This window comes from Arthrobacter sp. PsM3 (assembly GCF_030433895.1).
Classification (GTDB): Bacteria; Actinomycetota; Actinomycetes; order Actinomycetales; family Micrococcaceae; genus Arthrobacter.
In genome coordinates this window covers 1-19,677 of sequence record NZ_JARUXE010000012.1, presented here as the reverse complement: position 1 = coordinate 19,677, position 19,677 = coordinate 1, and the positions used below count along the sequence as shown (strand labels likewise).

General features: G+C 68.1%; 22 protein-coding genes. 16 read left to right on the top strand and 6 right to left on the bottom strand.

Annotation, left to right across the window (positions count from 1 at the left end):
* The first annotated feature begins 69 nt into the window (after positions 1-69).
* The 16 genes from QCD75_RS08335 to QCD75_RS08260 all read left to right on the top strand — a co-directional run bounded on the left by QCD75_RS08335 (position 70) and on the right by QCD75_RS08260 (position 12,878).
* Positions 70-945 carry a VOC family protein gene (locus QCD75_RS08335; RefSeq protein WP_301227512.1) on the top strand — a complete coding sequence of 292 codons (876 nt, stop codon included), beginning with the start codon at positions 70-72 and terminating at the stop codon, positions 943-945.
* Positions 946-1,323: 378 nt separating this feature from the next.
* The gene (locus QCD75_RS08330; RefSeq protein WP_301227510.1) at positions 1,324-1,761 is read left to right on the top strand and encodes a hypothetical protein; all 438 of its coding nucleotides are present in this window, start codon (positions 1,324-1,326) and stop codon (positions 1,759-1,761) included.
* Between the two features lie 215 nt (positions 1,762-1,976).
* Positions 1,977-2,399 (top strand): 30S ribosomal protein S16, encoded by a 423-nt coding sequence (rpsP, locus tag QCD75_RS08325; protein ID WP_104175432.1) that lies wholly within the window; start codon positions 1,977-1,979, stop codon positions 2,397-2,399.
* 1 nt (position 2,400) lies between these two features.
* Positions 2,401-2,643, top strand: coding sequence for an RNA-binding protein (locus QCD75_RS08320; protein ID WP_301227506.1), 243 nt, complete (start codon positions 2,401-2,403; stop codon positions 2,641-2,643).
* Positions 2,644-2,756: 113 nt separating this feature from the next.
* Positions 2,757-3,407, top strand: coding sequence for a ribosome maturation factor RimM (rimM, locus tag QCD75_RS08315; RefSeq protein WP_301227504.1), 651 nt, complete (start codon positions 2,757-2,759; stop codon positions 3,405-3,407).
* Complete coding sequence (trmD, locus tag QCD75_RS08310) at positions 3,408-4,217, top strand: tRNA (guanosine(37)-N1)-methyltransferase TrmD (protein WP_301227502.1); 810 nt, start codon at positions 3,408-3,410, stop codon at positions 4,215-4,217. It begins immediately after the preceding gene.
* 243 nt (positions 4,218-4,460) lie between these two features.
* Positions 4,461-4,820: a 50S ribosomal protein L19 gene (gene rplS, locus QCD75_RS08305; RefSeq protein WP_301227500.1), complete on the top strand. Its 360-nt coding sequence runs from the start codon at positions 4,461-4,463 to the stop codon at positions 4,818-4,820.
* Between the two features lie 105 nt (positions 4,821-4,925).
* The gene (gene lepB, locus QCD75_RS08300) at positions 4,926-5,606 is read left to right on the top strand and encodes a signal peptidase I (RefSeq protein ID WP_301227498.1); all 681 of its coding nucleotides are present in this window, start codon (positions 4,926-4,928) and stop codon (positions 5,604-5,606) included.
* Positions 5,607-6,527 (top strand): signal peptidase I, encoded by a 921-nt coding sequence (gene lepB / locus QCD75_RS08295; RefSeq protein ID WP_301227496.1) that lies wholly within the window; start codon positions 5,607-5,609, stop codon positions 6,525-6,527.
* Between the two features lie 12 nt (positions 6,528-6,539).
* Positions 6,540-7,211, top strand: coding sequence for a ribonuclease HII (locus QCD75_RS08290; RefSeq protein WP_301227494.1), 672 nt, complete (start codon positions 6,540-6,542; stop codon positions 7,209-7,211).
* A gap of 100 nt (positions 7,212-7,311) precedes the next feature.
* Positions 7,312-7,638 carry a DUF2469 domain-containing protein gene (locus QCD75_RS08285; protein WP_226761804.1) on the top strand — a complete coding sequence of 109 codons (327 nt, stop codon included), beginning with the start codon at positions 7,312-7,314 and terminating at the stop codon, positions 7,636-7,638.
* A 234-nt stretch (positions 7,639-7,872) separates the two neighbouring features.
* Complete coding sequence (locus QCD75_RS08280) at positions 7,873-8,229, top strand: YraN family protein (RefSeq protein WP_301227491.1); 357 nt, start codon at positions 7,873-7,875, stop codon at positions 8,227-8,229.
* Positions 8,230-9,771, top strand: coding sequence for a YifB family Mg chelatase-like AAA ATPase (locus QCD75_RS08275; RefSeq protein ID WP_301227489.1), 1,542 nt, complete (start codon positions 8,230-8,232; stop codon positions 9,769-9,771). It abuts the gene before it with no gap.
* A gap of 76 nt (positions 9,772-9,847) precedes the next feature.
* Positions 9,848-11,038, top strand: a complete 1,191-nt coding sequence (dprA, locus tag QCD75_RS08270; RefSeq protein WP_301227487.1) for a DNA-processing protein DprA — start codon at positions 9,848-9,850, stop codon at positions 11,036-11,038.
* A gap of 112 nt (positions 11,039-11,150) precedes the next feature.
* Complete coding sequence (locus QCD75_RS08265) at positions 11,151-12,077, top strand: tyrosine recombinase XerC (protein WP_301227485.1); 927 nt, start codon at positions 11,151-11,153, stop codon at positions 12,075-12,077.
* A gap of 297 nt (positions 12,078-12,374) precedes the next feature.
* A complete protein-coding gene (locus QCD75_RS08260; protein WP_024368243.1) occupies positions 12,375-12,878 on the top strand; it encodes a DUF3145 domain-containing protein in 504 nt (167 codons plus the stop codon).
* Between the two features lie 114 nt (positions 12,879-12,992).
* Here QCD75_RS08260 and fabF read toward each other — a convergent pair whose 3' ends face one another.
* From fabF to QCD75_RS08230, 6 genes are all read right to left on the bottom strand, one after another.
* On the bottom strand, positions 12,993-14,228 hold the full coding sequence (fabF, locus tag QCD75_RS08255) for a beta-ketoacyl-ACP synthase II (protein ID WP_301227482.1): 1,236 nt from the start codon (positions 14,226-14,228) through the stop codon (positions 12,993-12,995).
* A gap of 153 nt (positions 14,229-14,381) precedes the next feature.
* On the bottom strand, positions 14,382-14,627 hold the full coding sequence (locus tag QCD75_RS08250; RefSeq protein WP_011692310.1) for an acyl carrier protein: 246 nt from the start codon (positions 14,625-14,627) through the stop codon (positions 14,382-14,384).
* Between the two features lie 131 nt (positions 14,628-14,758).
* A complete protein-coding gene (locus QCD75_RS08245) occupies positions 14,759-15,820 on the bottom strand; it encodes a beta-ketoacyl-ACP synthase III (RefSeq protein WP_301227469.1) in 1,062 nt (353 codons plus the stop codon).
* A complete protein-coding gene (locus QCD75_RS08240; RefSeq protein ID WP_301227467.1) occupies positions 15,817-16,746 on the bottom strand; it encodes an ACP S-malonyltransferase in 930 nt (309 codons plus the stop codon). Before QCD75_RS08240 ends, QCD75_RS08245 begins: the two co-directional genes overlap by 4 nt.
* Positions 16,747-16,833: 87 nt before the next feature.
* Positions 16,834-18,078: a PucR family transcriptional regulator gene (locus tag QCD75_RS08235; protein ID WP_301227465.1), complete on the bottom strand. Its 1,245-nt coding sequence runs from the start codon at positions 18,076-18,078 to the stop codon at positions 16,834-16,836.
* Between the two features lie 200 nt (positions 18,079-18,278).
* On the bottom strand, positions 18,279-19,677 hold a 1,399-nt coding region (locus QCD75_RS08230), incomplete at its 5' end, for a transketolase-like TK C-terminal-containing protein (protein ID WP_441005452.1).

Genomic DNA, 19,677 nt, shown 5'->3' with positions numbered 1-19,677 from the left:
AAGCTTCAAGTAATTTACCCTGTATGAGGTCATCGAAGGTCGATGGCCGCCAAGCCCCGGAGCGATCACATGACTGCAGAAACCAGCACCCGGGATCTTCTTCCCGCCGAACTCACCATGGGCACCGTGATGCTCAAGGTCGGCGACATGAAGGTCATGACGGACTACTACCAGCGCGCACTGGGCCTCGACATCGTGGCGGAGCAGGACGGCGGGCTCTACCTCGGGCGCCGGCAGAAGCCGCTGGTCCACCTCGCGCCGGCGCCGGGGCTGAGCGTCCCGTCCCGCGGCGAGGCCGGCCTCTTCCACACGGCACTGCTCTTCGGTGACCAGTCCTCCCTCGCCGCCACTGTCGCCAGCGCGGCGCAGTACGAACCGCAGTCCTTCACCGGCAGCGCCGACCACCTCGTCAGCGAAGCGTTCTACTTCAACGATCCCGAGGGCAACGGCATCGAGCTCTACTGGGACCGTCCCCGTGACGCCTGGTCCTGGGACGGCAAGAACGTCGTCATGGACAGCCTGGCCCTGCCGCCGCAGCGCTACCTCGAACAGTTCCTGACCGAGGAATCCGTCAGCGGGCAGCGCGAGGCCGAGGCCGGCGTCGGCCACGTCCACCTCCAGGTCGGCGACGTCGCGTCCGCCCAGGACTTCTATGTCGGAACCCTTGGCTTCGAGAAGACCGCGGGCTGGCACGGCCAGGCCCTGTTCGTCTCGGCAGGCGGCTACCACCACCACATGGCCATGAACGTCTGGAACAGCCGCGGCGCCGGCCCGCGCCGCGACACCCTGGGACTTGGCGAGGTGCTGATCGAAGTGCCGGCCGGAGACGACATCGGCGCCCTCGCCGACCGCCTCAGGACCGCCGGAGTCCAGTCCCACCACACCGGAGCCGAACTGCGCTTCGAGGACCCGTGGCGCAACCGGATCCGCGTCGCCGTCCGCTGAACGCCCGCCGTCCCCGGCGCCCGCCCTGCTGGAATCCGTCGGCCGGGTCTCAAGGGACATGCCCAGCGCAGGCTGTAGCGGATGGACATAGTGGCCTTATGTCCACTCGCGCAGGCCAGTGGAGGGCATGTCCAGCGGGCCGGGGCGAGTGAGGCAGGGTGCTACCGGGATTGGCACACGACATGTCCACTCTTCGCTGACAGCTCCGTGGGGCATGTCCGCCGGTCGAGGCCAGGAGTGGACATAGTGGCGTTATGTCCATTGGCCGCGGTCAGGGGAGGGCATGTCCAGCCGGGGCGCGGCCGGGCCCAAGCGGCTAGGCTGAAGCGACGCCGAAAACAGCGGACCAGCGCCGCCAGACACAAAAGGACGAGCTCCATGGGATTCACCGAAATCTTTGTCTCCACCCACGATGAAGCCCTCAAGCGTGCCGCAGCCCTCGACGGCGGTGCTGCCGCTGCCCCCGGGGCTGTCCGGATTGCGGATATCAGCGACTTCGAAGTCGAGCGGCTGGGCGACCTCGCCGGAACTGCCGTCCACGCCGCGGGCGCCGACTACGAGCTCGCCATGGTCGATGTCGCCAGCGACTCCCTCCTGGGGGTCCCGCCCGCGATGGTCCGTGCCCTGGCCGAGCTGCTCAGCTATGAGACCGAAGGGGACGGCGACGTCCTGGCTGATGTCGCGGAAAGCTGGGCCGCGGAGGAGGACATGCCCTTCGGTGTGGAGCAGGCCGCCCGGTACGTCCGGCAGCTCGCTGAACTGGCTGCCGGCGTCGACCCGGCCAGCAAATCCGGCCTCTACGTCTGGACTTCCTGAGCCACCCCGGGCCGGGAAGGGCCGGGAAACAAGGGGCCCGGGGGTGTCAAGTCGAAATCCCGCCGCTGATCTGGCACAATAAACAGGTACTCGATCTGCGTGGCCCCTCTCTCCGCGTCCGGATCCTGTCCTTTTAGAACCCCCTAGTACGGCCCGCCCCACGGGTGCAGAACGCCGGGCTCGACCCCGTTTCAGAAACAGGAGTGACCACAAAAGTGGCCGTAAAGATTCGCCTTAAGCGCTTTGGCAAGATGCGCGCACCGTACTACCGCATCGTCGTCATGGACGCACGCTCCAAGCGTGACGGCCGTGCCATCGAAGAGATCGGTAAGTACCACCCGACCGAAGAGCCCTCATACATTGAGGTCGACACGGACCGTGCCCAGTACTGGCTCGGCGTCGGCGCACAGCCGTCCGAGCAGGTTGCCGCGATCCTCAAGATCACCGGTGACTGGCAGAAGTTCAAGGGTCTCCCGGGCCAGGAGGGCACCTTGAAGACCAAGGCTCCCAAGGCTGCCTTCGTGACCCCGGAAAAGGGTTCCGTGATTATCCCGGAAGCCATCACCAAGAAGGCCAAGAAGGATGACGCTGCCGAGGCTCCCGCCGACGCCGCAGCAGAGACCACCGAGGCTGAGTAACTTGCTGGCAGAAGCGCTCGAACACCTCGTCCGGGGGATCGTTGACAGTCCTGAGGATGTCAAGGTCAGTGCGAAGAACAACCGCCGCGGGGACACCCTCGAAGTGCGCGTTCATCTGGACGACCTCGGACGGGTGATCGGCCGCCAGGGCCGCACCGCACGCGCCTTGCGCACTGTGGTGGCAGCACTGGCGGACGGCGAGCCGGTCAGGGTCGACGTCGTCGACACCGACCGCCGCCGGTAACGCTTTCAGCAATACTTGTCTTGAGTCCGGCCCCTTCACCAGATAATGGTGGAGGGGCCGAACTGTTTTCCCCAGTAGATCCACAGACTCACCAACCCCGAACAGAGGAACAGATGCAGCTTCAGGTGGCACGAATCGGCAAGCCCCACGGCATCCGCGGCGAAGTAACCGTCCAGGTGCTCACGGACGCGCCCGGCGACCGCTTCGTCCCGGGGACCCAGTTCGTAGTGGAGCCGGCCACGGCCGGCCCGCTCACCATCATCAGCGCACGCTGGAACAAGGACATCCTGCTGCTCGCCTTCGAGGAAATTGAGACGCGCAACGAAGCGGAGGCCATCCGCGGCGCCAAGTTGTTCGTCGAAACCGAAGAACTCAACGACGATGCGGACGACGAGGGCTGGTACGAGCACGAGCTCGAGGGCCTGGAAGTCCGCGTCGGCGGCCAGGTGGTCGGCAAGGTTTCCGGCCTGTACACCCTCCCGGTCCAGGACCTGCTCGTCGTCACCGCCACGGACGGCAAGGAAGTCCTGATCCCCTTCGTGGAGCAGATCGTCCCCGAGGTCAACGTCGGGGAAGGCTACATCCTGGTCACCCCGCCTCCGGGCCTCTTTGAGGTCAACGCCGAGGACGAGGCCAAATCCGAGGACGAGGCCAAGTCCGAGGACGAGGCCAAGTCCGAGGAGGAGCCGCAGCCGGTGGACGAGCCGAAGCCCGCCGGAACCGCCACCGCTGAAGGCCCCGCCGGCGCCGGGGACAACGCCTAAATGAGGATCGACGTCGTCAGCATCTTCCCCGACTACCTGGCACCGCTGGAACTCTCGCTGATCGGCAAGGCCCGCCAGGACGGCCTGCTGGAGCTGAACGTCCACGACCTCCGGGACTTCACCACGGACCGCCACCGGACCGTCGATGACACCCCATACGGCGGCGGCGCCGGCATGGTCATGAAGCCCGAGCCCTGGGCGCAGGCGCTGGCAGCCGTGGCGGCCGACCGTCCTGCGGAAGCTGCGAAGCCGGTCCTGATCGTGCCGTCACCGGCGGGGGAGCGGTTCACCCAGGCCACGGCCCACGAGCTGGCCGAAGAGGACCGGCTGGTGTTTGCCTGCGGCCGCTACGAAGGCATCGACGAGCGCGTCATGGAATGGGCCGCCGGGCACTTCACGGTCCGGCCCGTGAGCCTTGGCGACTACGTCCTCAACGGCGGCGAAGTGGCAGTGCTGGCCATGGTGGAGGCCATCGGCCGCCTCCTGCCCGGCGTCGTCGGCAACCCGGAGTCACTTGTGGAGGAATCACACGCCGACGGGCTGCTGGAGTACCCCGTCTACACCAAGCCCTCCATCTGGCGGGACCGCGAGGTTCCCGCCGTGCTGCTCAGCGGCAACCACGGCAAGATTGCCCAGTGGCGCCGGCACGAACAGTACCGGCGCACCGCCGAACGCCGCCCGGACCTGCTTGGGGCGTTCGACGCCGCCAAGCTGCCCCGCGCTGACCGCACCGCCTTCGCGGGCCTCGGGTACGACGTCGTCGACGGCCACCTGGTGCGCCGCGCGGACGCCGGCGGGGATTCCGGTTGAGCGGACTGGCCTGAGCGGATTGGCTGGAACGCCCCGGATGTGGCAAAATTGGTCCTTGTGCCTGCTGGGTGCGAACCTGCCACAGGGGGAGCGTCACCAACAGCGCGGCACCCCGGCCCCGCCAATTCCTGGCGGTGCCGGATTCACAAATTTTCGACGGGACTTTCCGGGCCGCATTTGCGCCCGGGCTTCGCCGCCGTGACCCAACGTGAAGGACCTGTGGCGTTCACCAGGAGTGAATCAATGCATATCCTCGATTCCGTAGATGCAGCCTCGCTGCGCACCGATGTTCCCGTCTTCCGCGCGGGTGACACCCTCAAGGTTCACGTGAACATCATCGAAGGCAAGAACTCCCGCGTACAGGTCTTCCAGGGCTTCGTCCTGGGCCGCCACGGCGACGGCCTGCGCGAAACCTTCACCATCCGCAAGGTCTCCTTCGGTGTTGGCGTGGAGCGTACCTTCCCGGTGCACTCCCCGATCATCGACAAGATCGAGCTCGTCTCCAAGGGCGACGTGCGCCGCGCCAAGCTGTACTACATGCGCAACCTGCGCGGCAAGGCCGCGAAGATCAAGGAAAAGCGCGACTTCCAGCCCTCAAAGTAGGTCCTTTCAGGCTTCCACCGCGGGTCCACGGACCGTGTCCGGCCAGCGCCGGAGCATCCGCAACAGCGCTGTTCACCTCAGAAAAGCGCAATAAGGATACGGACCATGGAACACACAAAACGCCAGCCCAGGAAACTCGGCTGGCGTTTTGTGTTGCCGGCCGTGGTCCTCGCCGTCATCATCAGCGGACTGGTCCGGTCGCTGTGGCTCGACGTCTACTACATCCCCTCCGCCTCGATGGAGCCGCTCTTCCGCGAGGGGGACAGGATCCTCGTGTCCCGGACGGACTTCCAGGCCGAACCGGTGGGCCGCGGCGACATCGTCGTCTTCGACGGCCGGGGCTCCTTCGCCCCGCTGAACAGCGGCCAGGGCCCGGTTCTGGACTTTCTCGGCGGCGTCGGGCACTGGATGGGCCTCTCCGGCGGTGAGAACACCTACATCAAACGTGTCATCGGGCTCCCCGGCGACCACGTGGCCTGCTGCGACGCCGGCGGCAAACTCACAGTCAACGGCCAGCAAGTTGCGGAACCCTATCTCTATGCGGGCGACGCGCCGAGCGAACAGAAATTCAGCGTGACCGTGCCCCCGGGGCGGCTCTGGCTGATGGGGGACCACCGGTCCATGTCGGCCGATTCCCGCAGTCTCCTGGGGGCCCCTGGCGGCGGCATGGTGCCGCTGGAGCGGGTGATCGGCAGGCCCATCCAGATCATCTGGCCGCTTGATAGATTTACAGCAGTAGCACGGCCCGCCGAGGCCGCCACGACAACAGCGAAGAACGGACAGTAGATGCCCGAGACCGGACCCCGGACTCCTGATCCGCGGGAGCAGGACCCGCCCAGGGTTACCGCCTCAGCGGTCCCCGCCGCCGAGCACCCGACCCCTGCTCCGGCGCAGGAGGCCCGGGGGCAGGAAACTCGGGTGCAGGACGCTGCGGCGGGCCCGACACCCGACCGGGACATCCCGGCGGCGGGCGGCCCCTCCCATGCAGGAACCGCCTCTAAGCGCGCGCGCCGGGCGAAGTCCCGGGAGCGCCACGGCCCGCTGTTCCTCTGGGTGAAGGAAGTGGCCACCGTGGTGCTCGTCGCCATTGCGCTGTCCTTCCTGATCAAGACCTTCCTCTTCCGGGCCTTCTACATCCCGTCCGAATCCATGGTCAACACCCTGGACGTGAATGACCGGATCTTCGTGAACCTCCTGGTCCCGGAGCCGTTGGCCCTGCAGCACGGCGACGTGGTGGTGTTCCGGGACACGGAGGGCTGGCTCGTCCCTGCGGCGGAGAAGGCATCCGGCCCGTTCACGTGGGTGCAGGACGGGCTGACGTTCATTGGCCTGCTGCCGGATAACTCGGAACAGCACCTCGTCAAGCGCGTCGTCGGGCTGCCCGGGGACCATGTCGTCTGTTGCGATGCCGGCGGCAGGCTCATGGTCAATGGCGCGCCGCTGAACGAGAGCTACATCAACCCCGCCGAAGTGCCCCAGGTCCGGAACTTTGACGTCGTGGTCCCCGCAGGCAAGGTCTGGGTCATGGGCGACAACCGGAACCATTCCGCCGACTCGCGCTCCCACGCGGACAGCAACGGCGGCTTCGTGAACATCGCCGACATCGAAGGCAAGGCTGCGGTTATCGCCTGGCCGCTGAACCGCATCACTGCCCTCGACAACTACCCGGACGTCTTCCGCGACGTGCCTGCCCCGGCAGGAAAGTAGCGGGAGCCAGACATGTCCGAAGCCCCCACCCTCGACTACGAGCGCCGCTTCCGCAACTCCGGCGCCCGGCTCCTCGCCGGCATTGACGAAGTGGGCCGTGGCGCCCTCGCGGGGCCCGTCAGCGTGGGCATCGCCGTCGTGGATCTCTACCAGCAGAAGCTCCTCGCCGACGTGCGCGACAGCAAGCTGCTCAAGGTGTCGGACCGTGAACGCCTCGTGCCGCTCGTCCAAAGCTGGAGCGTGGCTTCCGCCGTCGGGCATGCCTCGGCGACCGAAATCGACGCGCTCGGCATCATTGCCGCCCTCCGGCTCGCCGGCACGCGTGCCTGGCTCGCGGTCCTCGACACCGGGGTGACCCCGGACGTCGTGCTCCTGGACGGCAGCCACAACTGGCTCTCGCCCGCGGCCCAGCCGTCCCTGTTCGACGACGGGCCGGCGGAGCCTGGCTGCGACGCGCCGGTGCATACGCTGGTCAAGGCGGACATGCAGTGCCTGAGCGTTGCCGCGGCATCCATTCTGGCCAAGGTGGAACGTGACGGCATGATGCGCGAACTGCACCGCGAATATCCCGCCTTCGGCTGGGACGAGAACAAGGGCTACGGCACGGCCACACACAAGGACGCGCTTCGGGCCGCCGGGCCCACGCCCTACCACCGGGTGAGCTGGCAGCTGCTCGCAGACTGACGCCAGCGCCGGTTTTCCCGCAAGGCAAACGGGTGCGCCGCAGGGTGCTGCGGGAGGGCCCGTGGCGCGCGGGCGCCGCCGGATGGTGCAAGATGGAATCATGAGTGCCGAGGACCTTGAAAACTATGAGACCGACATGGAGCTGCAGCTCTACCGCGAATACCGCGACGTAGTCGGGCTGTTCAGCTATGTGGTCGAGACCGAACGGCGTTTCTATCTGGCCAACCACGTTGACCTGCAGGCCCGCAGCGCCGATGGCGAGGTCTACTTCGACCTGACGCTGCAGGACGCCTGGGTCTGGGACGTCTACCGCTCCGCCCGCTTCGTCAAAAGCGTCCGAGTGATCACGTTCAAGGACGTCAACGTCGAGGAGCTCCCGCGCAGCGAGGAACTCGCCCTGCCCAAGGTCGGCGACCTGGGGAACTGACCCGGCTGACCCGCCGGCCGGCCCTTCGAGCTCCCGCAAAACCTCACCAATGCCGGCGTCCAGTTGCCTGGGACCGACTGTTGTCGTGCTGAGGGTGGCCGCATCCGCGTCCTTGCTGATGTCCCGAAAACGAAGGACCATCCCGGGTTCCTGACTGGGCGGTCCTTGCCGGGGTTTCCCACATAGCGTCCCTGGCGCCTGTGCCAGGCTCCCACCGCGGCGCAGGCTGGTTTCATGAGAGCTAAAGACGTGCTGGGCCGGCGCGGTGAGGAACTCGCAGCCGGTTACCTCACAGCCCAGGGCCTGCGGATCATGGACCGCAACTGGAGCTGTTCTGCGGGCGAAATCGACATTGTCGCCCTCGACGGTGACACCCTGGTGATCGCCGAAGTGAAGACCCGCAAGTCCCTCGCCTATGGGCATCCTTTCGAAGCCGTCGGCGTGGACAAGCTGGCGCGGCTGCACCGGCTGGCCAACGCATGGTGCCGGGACCATGAGCTCCGGATGCCGCTGCGCCGGATCGACGTGATCGCCGTGCTCGACGACGGCATCGGCCACCCCGCCGTGGAACACCTCAAGGGGGTGGGATAGGTGGCGCTGGGCCGGACCTACTCGGTGGCCCTCGTCGGGCTGAACGGCTACATCGTGGAAGTGGAAGCTGACATCGGCCAGACCCTGCCGGCATTTATCATCCTGGGTCTTCCCGACGCGTCGCTCAACGAGGCCAAGGAGCGGATCCGCTCGGCCGCCCAGAACTCGGGAATCCCCTTGAGCCGCCGGAAGATCACGGCCAACCTCATCCCGGCGTCACTGCCTAAGCGGGGCTCCGGCTTCGACCTGGCCATCGCCATGGCCGCCCTGCTGGCCTCCCGCGATGTCCGGTCCACCGGCCGGACCGTCTTCATCGCCGAACTGGGGCTGGACGGCAGGCTGCGGCCGGTCCGCGGAGTCCTGCCCGCCGTTATGGCCGCGGTCCGTGCAGGCTACGCGGACGTCGTTGTGGCGCAGGCAAACGCCGCCGAGGCGGAACTCGTGCCCGGCGCCCGCGTGCAGGGCTATGCCACACTGGCCCGGTTGGCCTTTGATTTCGGCGCCGACCCGCAGCAGCTCGCCCTCGACTTTGAACCCGAGCCGGAACCTGGTGAACCTGACGCCGGTGCTGACACGCCGTCCTGTGCACCACCGGACATGCGTGACGTCGCCGGGCAGGGGGACGCCAGGAGAGCCCTGGAAGTCGCCGCCGCTGGCGCCCACCATCTGCTGCTGACCGGGCCGCCGGGCGCGGGTAAGACGATGCTGGCTGAACGGCTGCCCGGGCTCCTGCCGGACCTGGGTGATGCCGAGGCCATGGAAGTGACCGCCATCCATTCGCTGTGCACACTGACCTCAGCTTCCCTTCAGCTTGTGCGCAGGCCGCCCTACGAGAGCCCGCACCACACCGCCACTGCGGCCGCGATCATTGGGGGTGGCACCGGGCTGCCGCGGCCCGGGTCCGCCTCGCGGGCGCACCGCGGGGTGCTGTTCCTTGACGAGGCCCCCGAATACGAACGCCGGGTGCTGGATGCGCTGCGGCAGCCGCTGGAGAGCGGCCAACTGGTACTTCATCGTTCGGCCGGAACAGCGGCCTACCCGGCCCGCTTCCAGCTGGTTCTTGCGGCCAACCCGTGTCCCTGCGGCAAAGCAACGGGCAAGGGGATCGACTGCATCTGCACCCCTACGATCCGCCGGCGCTACCTGGCCCGGCTGTCGGGGCCGCTGCTGGACCGGGTCGACATCCAGCTGCAGCTGGAGCGGGTATCGCTGGCCGACTTTGGCCAGCCGGGGGCGGAGGAGGACACCGCCACCATCGCAGCCCGTGTCCACGCAGCGAGGCAGCGCCAGCTCGCGAGGCTGCTCCCGTTCGGATTGGAGACCAACGCCCAGGTGCCGGGCCGGGTGCTCCGGGGTGCCTTGCGGCTCGGCGTCCCCACCACCCGGATCCTGGACCTCGCGATGGAACGTGGGGTGCTCACGGCCCGCGGCTACGACCGCGTGTTGCGTCTGGCGTGGACCCTGGCGGACCTCGGTCACCGGGATATCCCCGCGGCCGACGATATCGGACTGGCACTGAGCCTTCGGCAGGCCGCCGCCTGACCAGACACCGCACAAGGCTGCCGCGGGAACTGCGGCGCCACGACCAACCGCCACCCAGTGAAAGGACAACAGCACCATGACAGAGAGCGAACGGACGGCACGGGCGGCGTTGTCCCGACTGTTCGAGCCGCAGGACGCCGCAGGCCTCGCACTCGTGCACATCGCCGGGGCGGAGGACGGACTGCGGATCGCCATCGGCGAGCTGGCCGCCGGTCCGGAGCTGGAACGGGAGATGTTCCGGCTGCTGGACCAGAACAGCCAGGGCAGCGGCTGGACGGGCCTGGCGGTCGCCCGAAAGCGCTGGGCGCCAAGGATTCCGGACCTGGCACCGGCACGGGACCTCGCAACCATGCAGCGGCTCGGCGGGCGTGTGATCATTCCGTCAGACGACCTGTGGCCCCGGCAGCTGGCCGACCTCGGACTGCAGGAGCCGATTTGTCTTTGGTGGCGCGGCGTCGAGCAGCAGCTCCCCCCGGCCGGCAAATCGATTGCCCTCGTCGGCTCCAGGGACAGCACCGCCTACGGATCCGCCGTGACCGGCGACCTTGGGTATTCGCTGGCCCAGCGCGGATTCACGATCGTCTCGGGCGGCGCCTACGGGATCGACGCACACGCCCACCGGGCTGCCCTCGCCGGCGGCTCCGCCGGCAGCATCCCCACGATCGCCGTAATGGCGGGGGGAGTGGACCGTTTCTATCCGTCCGGCAATGAGGACCTGCTCCGGGCAGTCGCGAACCAGAGCGCGGTCCTGGCCGAGGTCCCGCCCGGGTCTGCGCCGACGCGGTACAGATTCCTCCAGCGCAACCGGCTGATCGCCGCGCTGGCATCGGTCACCGTGGTGGTGGAGGCGAGATGGAGATCCGGTGCGCTCAACACCGCGCACCACGCGGAAACCCTGGGCAGGGCCGTCGGCGCCGTGCCCGGCTCTGTGCACAGCGCGAATTCCGCCGGTTGCCACCGGCTGCTCCGGGAAGGCGGGGCGGTCTGCGTCACCGATGCGGCGGAGATTGCGGAGCTGGCCTCGCCCAGCGGCGAGGCGCTGCCCGAGGCCAGGACAGGCCGGGCGGCAGTGCAGGACGGCCTGACCCTGGAGGACCTCATTCTGCTGGATGCGCTGCCCCTGCGGTCCACCACCTCGGTGGAAAAGCTCACCGTTGTCGCGGGACTGAGCGCGGATTCGGTGCGGGCTGGCCTGGGCCGACTCGGTCTGCTGGGTCTGGCCGAGTCGCAGCGTGGAGGCTGGAAGCGGTCAGGCAATCCAGGATGAGTAGCGGCCGGGTTCCCGACGCGCGACGGGGGCGCGTCCGCAGGGACCGTGCAGACCAGCGGCTCGCCGCCGGGATCCTTGACCACCGGGTGAATCCTGCGAGAGTGGGGGAGTGCCCACCCAACAGATCCCAGCCGGCCTGTCCACCGCAGCCGAGGGCTTCGGCCGCTACCTGGAGGCGGAGCGGGGACGCTCGGCCCACACGGTGCGCGCTTACCTCTCCGACGTCCGCAGCCTCCTGGAGCATGCGGCCTCCGAAGGAGTTGAGGACCTCCCCGGGCTGGAGCTCGGCACCCTGCGGCGCTGGCTCGGATCGCAGAGTGAAGGGGGGATGTCCCGCGCCACCCTGGCCAGGCGCTCCGCCACCGCCAGGTCCTTCACCGCCTGGGCCGTCCGTGAGGAACTCATCCAGGCGGACCCCGCCCTGCGGCTGAAGGCACCAAAGCGGGAAAAGTCCCTGCCCGGAGTGCTGCACCAGCAGCAGGTCCTTCGGCTCGTGGAAGATGCGGAGTCTGCTGCCGCCGCGGGCGGAACCATGCCTCTGCGGGACCGGGCCATGGTTGAACTGCTGTACGCCACCGGCATCCGGGTCGGAGAGCTGGCAGGCCTCGACGTGGACGATCTCGATCCCGACCGCAGGACCTTGCGGGTGCTTGGCAAGGGCAACAAGGAACGCACCGTTCCCTACGGACTGCCTGCCGCGCTCGCCGTCGACGACTGGCTGCGCCGGGGCCGGCCCTCCCTCGCCACGGACACCTCCGGCCCGGCGCTCTTCCTGGGCGCGCGCGGCAGGCGGGTGGACCAGCGGCAGGTTCGCGCTGTCGTCCACGACTTGCTGGCAGCCCTGGGGGACACGGCTGCGACCGGGCCGCATGCCCTGCGGCACACCGCCGCCACGCACCTGCTCGACGGCGGGGCAGACCTCCGCGCGGTGCAGGAAATCCTGGGCCACAGCAGCCTGGCCACCACCCAGATCTACACGCACGTCTCCGTCGAGAGGCTCCGGCAAAGCTACCAGCAGGCCCATCCAAGGGCCTGAACCCGGAGCGTCGGGCAACCAAGGACCCCGGCAGGGTCCATTCGTGACGCCGTGCGGCGCGCCGGGAAGGACGCGCCGAATTGCACTGGCGTAATTAGAGGGGGTACGGCAGAATGAGACTCACGTCCGGCAACTATCAAGTGTCGCTTGAAGCCCTTTGGCATCAGGTCCCACGGGGAAACCGGGCAGTAACTTAATAGTCTGGCAAGGACCACCGCTCACTACGGACCCGCGCAACAGACAGACATCCAGGCAGAGGTCGTTGGGGAAGACGTACCTACAGCTATGGAGGATGGAATGTCTGTTGCACTGACCCGCGGTGTGTTGTTCGTTCACTCGGCCCCAACTGCCCTGTGCCCCCACGTTGAGTGGGCCATAGGTTCTGTTGTGGACAAGCGGACGGATCTTGAGTGGACTGCTCAGCCAGCAGCGCCCGGAATGTTCCGGGCCGAGCTGTCGTGGACCGGAAACCCGGGCACGGGGGCCCAGCTGGCGTCCGCCCTCCGAGGCTGGGCGCACCTGCGCTACGAAGTGACTGAAGAGCCCAGCCAGGGTGTTGATGGCGGCCGCTGGTCGCACACGCCCGAGCTTGGCATTTTCCACGCCGCCACGGATGTGCACGGCAACATCATGGTCTCCGAAGACCGCATCCGCTACGCCTACGAATCCGGCGCCGGCGACCCCTCCGCGGTCTACCATGAGCTCTCCCTTGCCCTTGGAGAAGCCTGGGACGAGGAACTCGAGCCCTTCCGGCACGCCGCCGAAGGCGCCCCGGTGCGCTGGCTCCACCAGGTCGGCTAGCTCCCACCACAGCCGGGACACCGCAACCCGCCCATAGCAGCCCCAGACGACAGATGGCGGCAATGTTCCCGAGGAACATTGCCGCCATCCTGGCGTGCAGCGCCGGATCCGGCGCTAGATGCTCCGCACCGCGATCACGGCGTTGTGGCCGCCGAAGCCGAAGGAGTTGCTCAGCGCCGCGATGCTGCCCGAAGGCAGGTCGCGGGCGGTGGTGACGACGTCGAGCGGGATCTCCGGATCCTGGTGTTCGAGGTTGATGGTCACCGGGGCCTTGCGGTCGTAGATGGCCATGACGGTCAGCACGGCTTCCACCGCACCCGAAGCGCCCAGCAGGTGCCCCATCTGCGACTTGGTGGCGGAGACGGCGACGCTGTCCAGCTGCTTGCCCAAGGCGGCCTTGAGGGCCGCGTACTCGGGCTTGTCGCCGACCGGGGTGGAGGTGGCGTGCGCGTTGACGTGCACCACGTCCTCAGGCTGGATCCGGCCGTCGAACATGGCGGCCTTCAACGCCCGGGTGGCGCCGAGGCCCTGGGGGTCCGGGGCCGTGATGTGGTACGCGTCGGCGGTGACCGAGGTGCCGGCCAGTTCGGCGTAGATCCGGGCGCCGCGGGCCAGGGCGTGTTCCTCGGCCTCCAGCACCAGGGCGCCGGCGCCTTCACCCATGACGAAGCCGTCGCGGTCGAGGTCATAGGGGCGGGAGGCATGCTCGGGATCATCGTTGCGGCGCGAGAGCGCCTGCATGGAGGCGAACGCTGCGATCGGCATCGGGTGGATGGCAGCTTCGGCGCCGCCGCAGACGACGACGTCGGCCTTGCCGGAGCGGATCAGGTCCAGGCCCATGTGCACGGCTTCGGTGCCGGACGCGCAGGCGGAGACGGGGGTGTGGGCGCCGGCGCGGGCGCCGAGGTCAAGGCTGACGGCTGCTGCCGGGCCGTTGGGCATCAGCATGGGCACGGTCATCGGCAGGACGCGGCGGGGGCCCTTTTCGCGCAGGGTGTCCCAGGCGTCAAGGAGGGTCCAGACCCCGCCGATGCCGGTGGCGAAGGCCACGGCCAGGCGGTCGTGGTCGACCTCCGTGATGCCGGAGTCGGCCCAGGCTTCGCGGGAGGCGACGACGGCGAACTGGGTGGAGGGGTCCATGCGCTTGGCCTCAACCCGGCTCAGGACCTCAGTCGCGGGGGTGGTCGCGCGTGCGGCAAAGTGGACGGGCAGTTCGTACTTGGCCACCCAGTCATCTTCAAGCGTGTGCGCGCCGGAGACGCCCTTGAGCGCGTTCTTCCACATCGTGGGGACATCGCCGCCAATGGGTGTGGTGGCACCCAGACCGGTAATGACTACTTTGCGTGCCATGGGATCACTCTCTGTCGGTGCGCCAGCCATATCCGGCACCTGGAGAGGTTGCCGGGGCCCGCGTTTGAAAAACTCTGGGGTGGTGCTGTGGATGGTGCTGAAAAGGCGCGGTCCGGTGGTGCAGCTGCACCCCCGGACCGGCCGGGGCCTGAATTAGGCCTGTGCGTTCGCGATGAAGCTGACGGCGTCGCCGACGGTCTTGAGGTTCTTGACCTCTTCGTCCGGGATGCGCACGCCGAACTTCTCTTCGGCGTTGACGACGATGGTCATCATGGAGATGGAGTCGATGTCCAGGTCCTCGGTGAAGGACTTGTCCAGTTCGACGGCCTCGGTGGCCAGGCCGGTCTCTTCGTTGACGATTTCAGCCAGGCCGGCCAGGATCTCTTCGTTGCTCGCCATTGATGGCTCCTTTTCTGTTGTTGTCCCGGGCTGCCGGTGTGCTGGCAGCCCGGGACGGAAATGATTCAAACCGAGGGTTCGGCTTGCGGTGGGATTTAGGGCTGGGGGAACGCGGGGGGAAACAAGGACGCCTACGGAAGCACGATCACTTGGGCACCGAAAACCAGTCCGGCGCCGAAGCCGATCTGCAGTGCAAGCCCGCCGCTGAGCTGCGGGTTTTCCTGCAGCAGGCGGTGGGTGGCGAGGGGGATGGAGGCGGCGGAGGTGTTGCCGGCGTCGGCGATGTCCCGCGCGATGATGACGTGCTCCGGCAGCTTGAGTTTCTTGGCCATCTCGTCGATGATCCGCATGTTCGCCTGGTGAGGGATGAAGGCTGCGAGGTCCTCGGCAGTGATGCCGGCGACGTCCAGTGCCTGCTGGGCCACCTTGGCCATTTCCCAGACGGCCCAGCGGAAGACCGTCTGGCCGTCCTGGCGGAGCGTGGGCCAGACGGCCGCGTCGGTGACGGCAGCTTCTTCGGCGCTCAGTGCGCCTCCCTGCCTGCCGGCGGTGGCGAGCTCGCGGAGGTCCAGCATGGAGTGGGTCATGCCGATCGCATCCCACTTGCTGCCATCCGAGCCCCACACCGACGGGCCGATGCCGGGCGTGTCGGAGGGACCGATCACAACGGCGCCCGCGCCATCGCCGAGCAGGAAGGAGATGGTGCGCTCGGTGTTGTCGATGACGTCGGAGAGCTTTTCCGCGCCGACCACCAGGACGTAGTTGGCAGCGCCGGAGCGGACCAGCGCGTCGGCCTGGGCGATGCCGTAGCAGTACCCGGCGCACGCGGCGGAGATGTCAAAGGCCGGGGCCGGTGTCGCGCCGAGGCGGTCGGCGAGGCTCGCCGCCGCGGACGGGGTCGCGTAGGGGTGCGTCACGGTGGAGACGATGACGGCGCCGAGCTGGGACGCCTCGATGCCGGCCTTTTGCAAGGCCTCGCGGGCAGCGCCTTCGGCCATGTCGATGACGCTGATGTCGGCGGGGGCGCGGTGCCGGGTGATGATGCCGGTGCGCTGGCGGATCCACTCGTCGGAGGAATCGATCCACTGGCAGACGTCATCGTTGGTGACGATCACGTCCGGCCGGTACGCACCGACTCCCATAACGCGGGTGTTCTCGTGCAGGGGTGCCTGCTTCAAAGTGGGAACGCTCATGCCTGTCCTTCCAGTTCTGCGAATAGGGCCAGGGCGGCGGACAGGTCGTCCGGGGTCTTGACGGTGACGGTCTTCACGCCCGGCATGCCGCGCTTGGCGAGGCCGGCCAGCGTTCCGGCGGGGGCCAGTTCAATGACGCCGGTCACGCCCCGCTTCACGAGCGTTTCCATGCAGCGGTCCCAGCGGACCGGGCGGGACACCTGGGCAATCAGGCTCTCCACGGCGGCGTCACCATCGGTGACCTGCGCGCCGTCGAAGTTGGACAGCAGGGGGACCTGCGGGTTCCGCGGGTGCAGCTTGGGCCGGAGGGCCTGCAGCGCCGCGACGGCGGGGGACATGTGCGAGGTGTGGAACGCGCCGGCAACTTTCAGCGGAATGACCCGGGCCTTGGCCGGGGGGTTTTCCGCGAGGGCCTTGAGCTGGTCCAGGGTTCCGGCGGCGACGGTCTGGCCCGCGCCGTTGACGTTGGCCGCCGTGGCACCGCAGGCCTCGATCGCGGCGAGCACCTCGGCGGGGTCGCCGCCCACCACGGCGCTCATGCCGGTGGGCGTGGCCGCCGCGGCGGCCGCCATGCCGTTGGCGCGTTCCCGGACGAAGGTCATGGCTTCGGTTTCCGTCAGCACGCCGGCGAGGGCGGAGGCCGTGATTTCGCCGACGGAGTGGCCGGCAAGGATGACCGGCAAGGTGGCGAGTTCGACGTCGAACAGGGACTGCGCGGCCACCAGCCCGGCGGCGACGATCAGGGGCTGCGCCACGGCGGTGTCCTTGATCGTCTCTTCATCCGAGGTGGTGCCGTGGGCGGTGAGGTCGATACCTGCGATTTCGCTCAGGGCGGCCAAGTGGCCTGCGACGGGGGGCAGTTCCAGCCAGGGGGCGAGAAAGCCGGGGGTCTGGGAGCCCTGTCCAGGGCAGACGATTGCAAGCACGTATCCAGCTTTCCAAACTACGGCGTGATTATCGGTGCATTCATGCACCAAGCTCACAGGGTCACTTTGTAGGAAGTCTACAACTGCTCAGGGGTTATTACGCGACGGCTGCCGTTCGGTGGCGGGCTTCGGCGGGGTCGCGAGCCGGCCCACGACGAGGGCGGTCTGGAGCACAAAGGCCTCCCGCGGCAACAGCGGATCCCAGCCCGTGACGTCGCAGACGCGCTTGAGCCGGTAGCGCACGGTGTTGGCGTGGACGAAGAGTTCACGGGCTGTGGCTTCGAGGGAATGGCCGAGCTCGAGGTAGGTGCCCAGGGTCTCCACCAGCCCGTTGGAGGCCGCGAGCAGGGGCCGGTAAATATTTTTGACGAGGGAACGCCGGGCGGCGTCGTCGCCGGAGATCACGCGCTCGGGCAGGAGGTCATCGGCAGCTACCGGACGCGGCGCGGCGGGCCAGGCGCGGGCAGCAGTCAGCCCGGCAAAGGCGGACTGGGCGGATCCGCTGGCCTCCAGCAGGGAAGCCGCTTCGGCGCCGTAGACGACCGGCCCCGGGGCGAAGAGTTCGGCGAGTTTCAGGTAGGCGGTCTCGCGGTCGTGGAGGCCGCCGAGGATGAGGATGAGCCGGTCGCCCTGGATTCCGACGAGGGCGTCCTCGGCGAAGCGCCCCGCGGTGCGGCGCAGTTCGCTGACGTAGCTGGCGTTCGGTTCGGACGGGGAATTGCCCACCATGACGGTGAAACGCTCCTGTGCCTTCCAGCCCAGGGCGGCAATCCGGGACCGCAGGGCATCGGTGTTTTCGCCACGCAGGATCGCATCCACGATGAGGGCTTCGAGCCGGGTGTCCCACGATCCGCGGGTTTCGGCGGCGCGGGCGTAGACGTCGGCGGCGGCGAAGGCCACCTCCCGGGAGTACCGCAGCACAGCCTCGCGCAGCGCGCCCTGGTCCGCTTCGGGGGCGATCACGGGGACCTGGTCCTCGACCACCTCAACGACGATCCGGATCAGCTGGAGGGCCTTTTGCAGGCTGATGGAGCGGGTGAGTTCGGTAGGCGCGGTGCCGAAGACGTCGGACAGGATCCACGACGGCGAGCTGGGGCGCTCGTACCAGGTGACGAAGGCGGCGATGCCGTTCTGGGCCACCATGCCCAGGGCGGAGCGTTCGTCCGAGTTCAGCCGGCTGTACCACGGCAGGGACTTCTCCAACTGGCGCAGCGTCGTCGTGGAGAGCTGCCCGACGCTTCCCCGGAGCTTCTTGAGCGTCTCGACCTTCTCCGGGGACATCGCCCTCGAGGCGGGCTTGCGTTTTGCGGGAGTGGTGATCGGCTCGGCCATGCATCGAGCATACGGTGCGGCCCGCCCAAGCTCCATTTGTGCAAAGGCTACAAGGCACCTTGTGCTGGATCACAGTGCTGGATCACAGCGGCGCACCGCAGCCGCGTCGGATTCCCGGACGGGCGTCGGAATGCTGATTAACGCCGACGGCGGCCCCCGCCTTCAAGTGGGGACCGCCGTCGTACGCTGTTGGACTGACCCTAGGAGTCGCCGCCGGCGTTGCCGGTGGTGCCGGCGTTCACGTTGTGCAGGCGGTACTTCTCGATTGCCTGGGCCGGAGCCTGGGCATCCACCTCGCCGCGGCGGGCCAGCATCTGCAGGGAACGGACAACCACGGAGTGGATGTCGTTCTTGAAGAAGCGGCGGGCAGCGGCTCGGGTGTCGGAGAAGCCGAAGCCGTCCGCGCCGAGCGAGGCGAACTCGTTCGGCAGGAACTGGCGGATCTGGTCCGGGACGGCCTTCATGTAGTCGGTCACGGCCACGATCGGGCCGGTGGCGCCGGCGAGCTGCTGGGCCACGAACGGGACGCGGGCGGGCTGGCCGGGGTTGAGGAAGGCTTCTTCCTCGGCCGCCATGGCGTCGCGGCGCAGTTCGGTCCAGGACGTTACGGACCAGACGTCCGCGGAAACGCCCCAGTCCTCGGCGAGGATCCGCTGGGCCTCGAGGGCCCACGGCACCGAGACGCCGGAGGCCAGGATCTGCGTGCGCGGGCCGTCAATCTTGGCCGGCGCCAGCAGGTAGATGCCCTTGATGATGCCCTCGACGTCGAGTTCCGCCGGAGCAGCCGGCTGGGAGATCGGCTCGTTGTAGACCGTGATGTAGTACATCACGTTCCGCGACGGGTCGTTGTCCGCCAGGCCCGGACCATACATGCGGTTGAGGCCGTCGCGCATGATGACGCCGATCTCGTAGCCGTAGGCAGGGTCATAGCTGAGGACCGCCGGGTTGGTGGCGGCCAGAATCGGGGAGTGGCCGTCGGCGTGCTGCAGGCCTTCGCCGGTCAGTGTGGTGCGCCCGGCGGTGGCACCGATGATGAACCCGCGGGTCATCTGGTCCGCGGCGGCCCAGAAGGAATCGCCGGTGCGCTGGAAGCCGAACATCGAGTAGAACACGTAGATCGGGATCAGCGGCTCGCCGTGCGTGGCGTAGGAGGTTCCCGCGGCGGTGAACGCCGCCACCGACCCGGCCTCGTTGATGCCGGCGTGCACGATCTGGCCGGAGATGGACTCCTTGTAGGCCAGGACGAGCTCGCGGTCCACCGACAGGTAGTTCTGGCCGTTCGGGTTGTAGATCTTCGCCGTCGGGAAGAACGCGTCCATGCCGAAGGTGCGCGCCTCGTCCGGGATGATCGGCACGATCCGCTGGCCGAATTCCTTGTCCCGCATAAGGTCCTTGAGCAGCCGGACGAACGCCATGGTGGTGGCTGCCAGCTGCTTGCCGGAGCCGCGGTTGGCGACCTCGTAGACCTTCTCCTCCGGGAGCTTGACCTCGGAGTGCTTGGAGCGGCGTTCGGGGACGAAGCCGCCGAGCGCGCGGCGGCGTTTCATGAGGTACTGGATCTCGGGGGAGTCCATGCCGGGGTGGTAGTACGGGGGCCGG

Bases quoted from the DNA above. Each gene is read 5' to 3' on its own strand.
- rplS (WP_301227500.1), top strand. From the start codon at position 4,461: ATGCATATCCTCGATTCCGTAGATGCAGCCTCGCTGCGCACCGATGTT.
- QCD75_RS08250 (WP_011692310.1), bottom strand. From the start codon at position 14,627: ATGGCGAGCAACGAAGAGATCCTGGCCGGCCTGGCTGAAATCGTCAAC.
- QCD75_RS08260 (WP_024368243.1), top strand. From the start codon at position 12,375: ATGTCTGTTGCACTGACCCGCGGTGTGTTGTTCGTTCACTCGGCCCCA.
- QCD75_RS08290 (WP_301227494.1), top strand. From the start codon at position 6,540: ATGTCCGAAGCCCCCACCCTCGACTACGAGCGCCGCTTCCGCAACTCC.
- trmD (WP_301227502.1), top strand. From the start codon at position 3,408: ATGAGGATCGACGTCGTCAGCATCTTCCCCGACTACCTGGCACCGCTG.
- QCD75_RS08245 (WP_301227469.1), bottom strand. From the start codon at position 15,820: ATGAGCGTTCCCACTTTGAAGCAGGCACCCCTGCACGAGAACACCCGC.
- QCD75_RS08235 (WP_301227465.1), bottom strand. From the start codon at position 18,078: ATGGCCGAGCCGATCACCACTCCCGCAAAACGCAAGCCCGCCTCGAGG.
- fabF (WP_301227482.1), bottom strand. From the start codon at position 14,228: ATGGCACGCAAAGTAGTCATTACCGGTCTGGGTGCCACCACACCCATT.
- lepB (WP_301227498.1), top strand. From the start codon at position 4,926: ATGGAACACACAAAACGCCAGCCCAGGAAACTCGGCTGGCGTTTTGTG.
- QCD75_RS08280 (WP_301227491.1), top strand. From the start codon at position 7,873: ATGAGAGCTAAAGACGTGCTGGGCCGGCGCGGTGAGGAACTCGCAGCC.
- QCD75_RS08330 (WP_301227510.1), top strand. From the start codon at position 1,324: ATGGGATTCACCGAAATCTTTGTCTCCACCCACGATGAAGCCCTCAAG.
- QCD75_RS08285 (WP_226761804.1), top strand. From the start codon at position 7,312: ATGAGTGCCGAGGACCTTGAAAACTATGAGACCGACATGGAGCTGCAG.
- QCD75_RS08335 (WP_301227512.1), top strand. From the start codon at position 70: ATGACTGCAGAAACCAGCACCCGGGATCTTCTTCCCGCCGAACTCACC.
- dprA (WP_301227487.1), top strand. From the start codon at position 9,848: ATGACAGAGAGCGAACGGACGGCACGGGCGGCGTTGTCCCGACTGTTC.
- lepB (WP_301227496.1), top strand. From the start codon at position 5,607: ATGCCCGAGACCGGACCCCGGACTCCTGATCCGCGGGAGCAGGACCCG.
- rimM (WP_301227504.1), top strand. From the start codon at position 2,757: ATGCAGCTTCAGGTGGCACGAATCGGCAAGCCCCACGGCATCCGCGGC.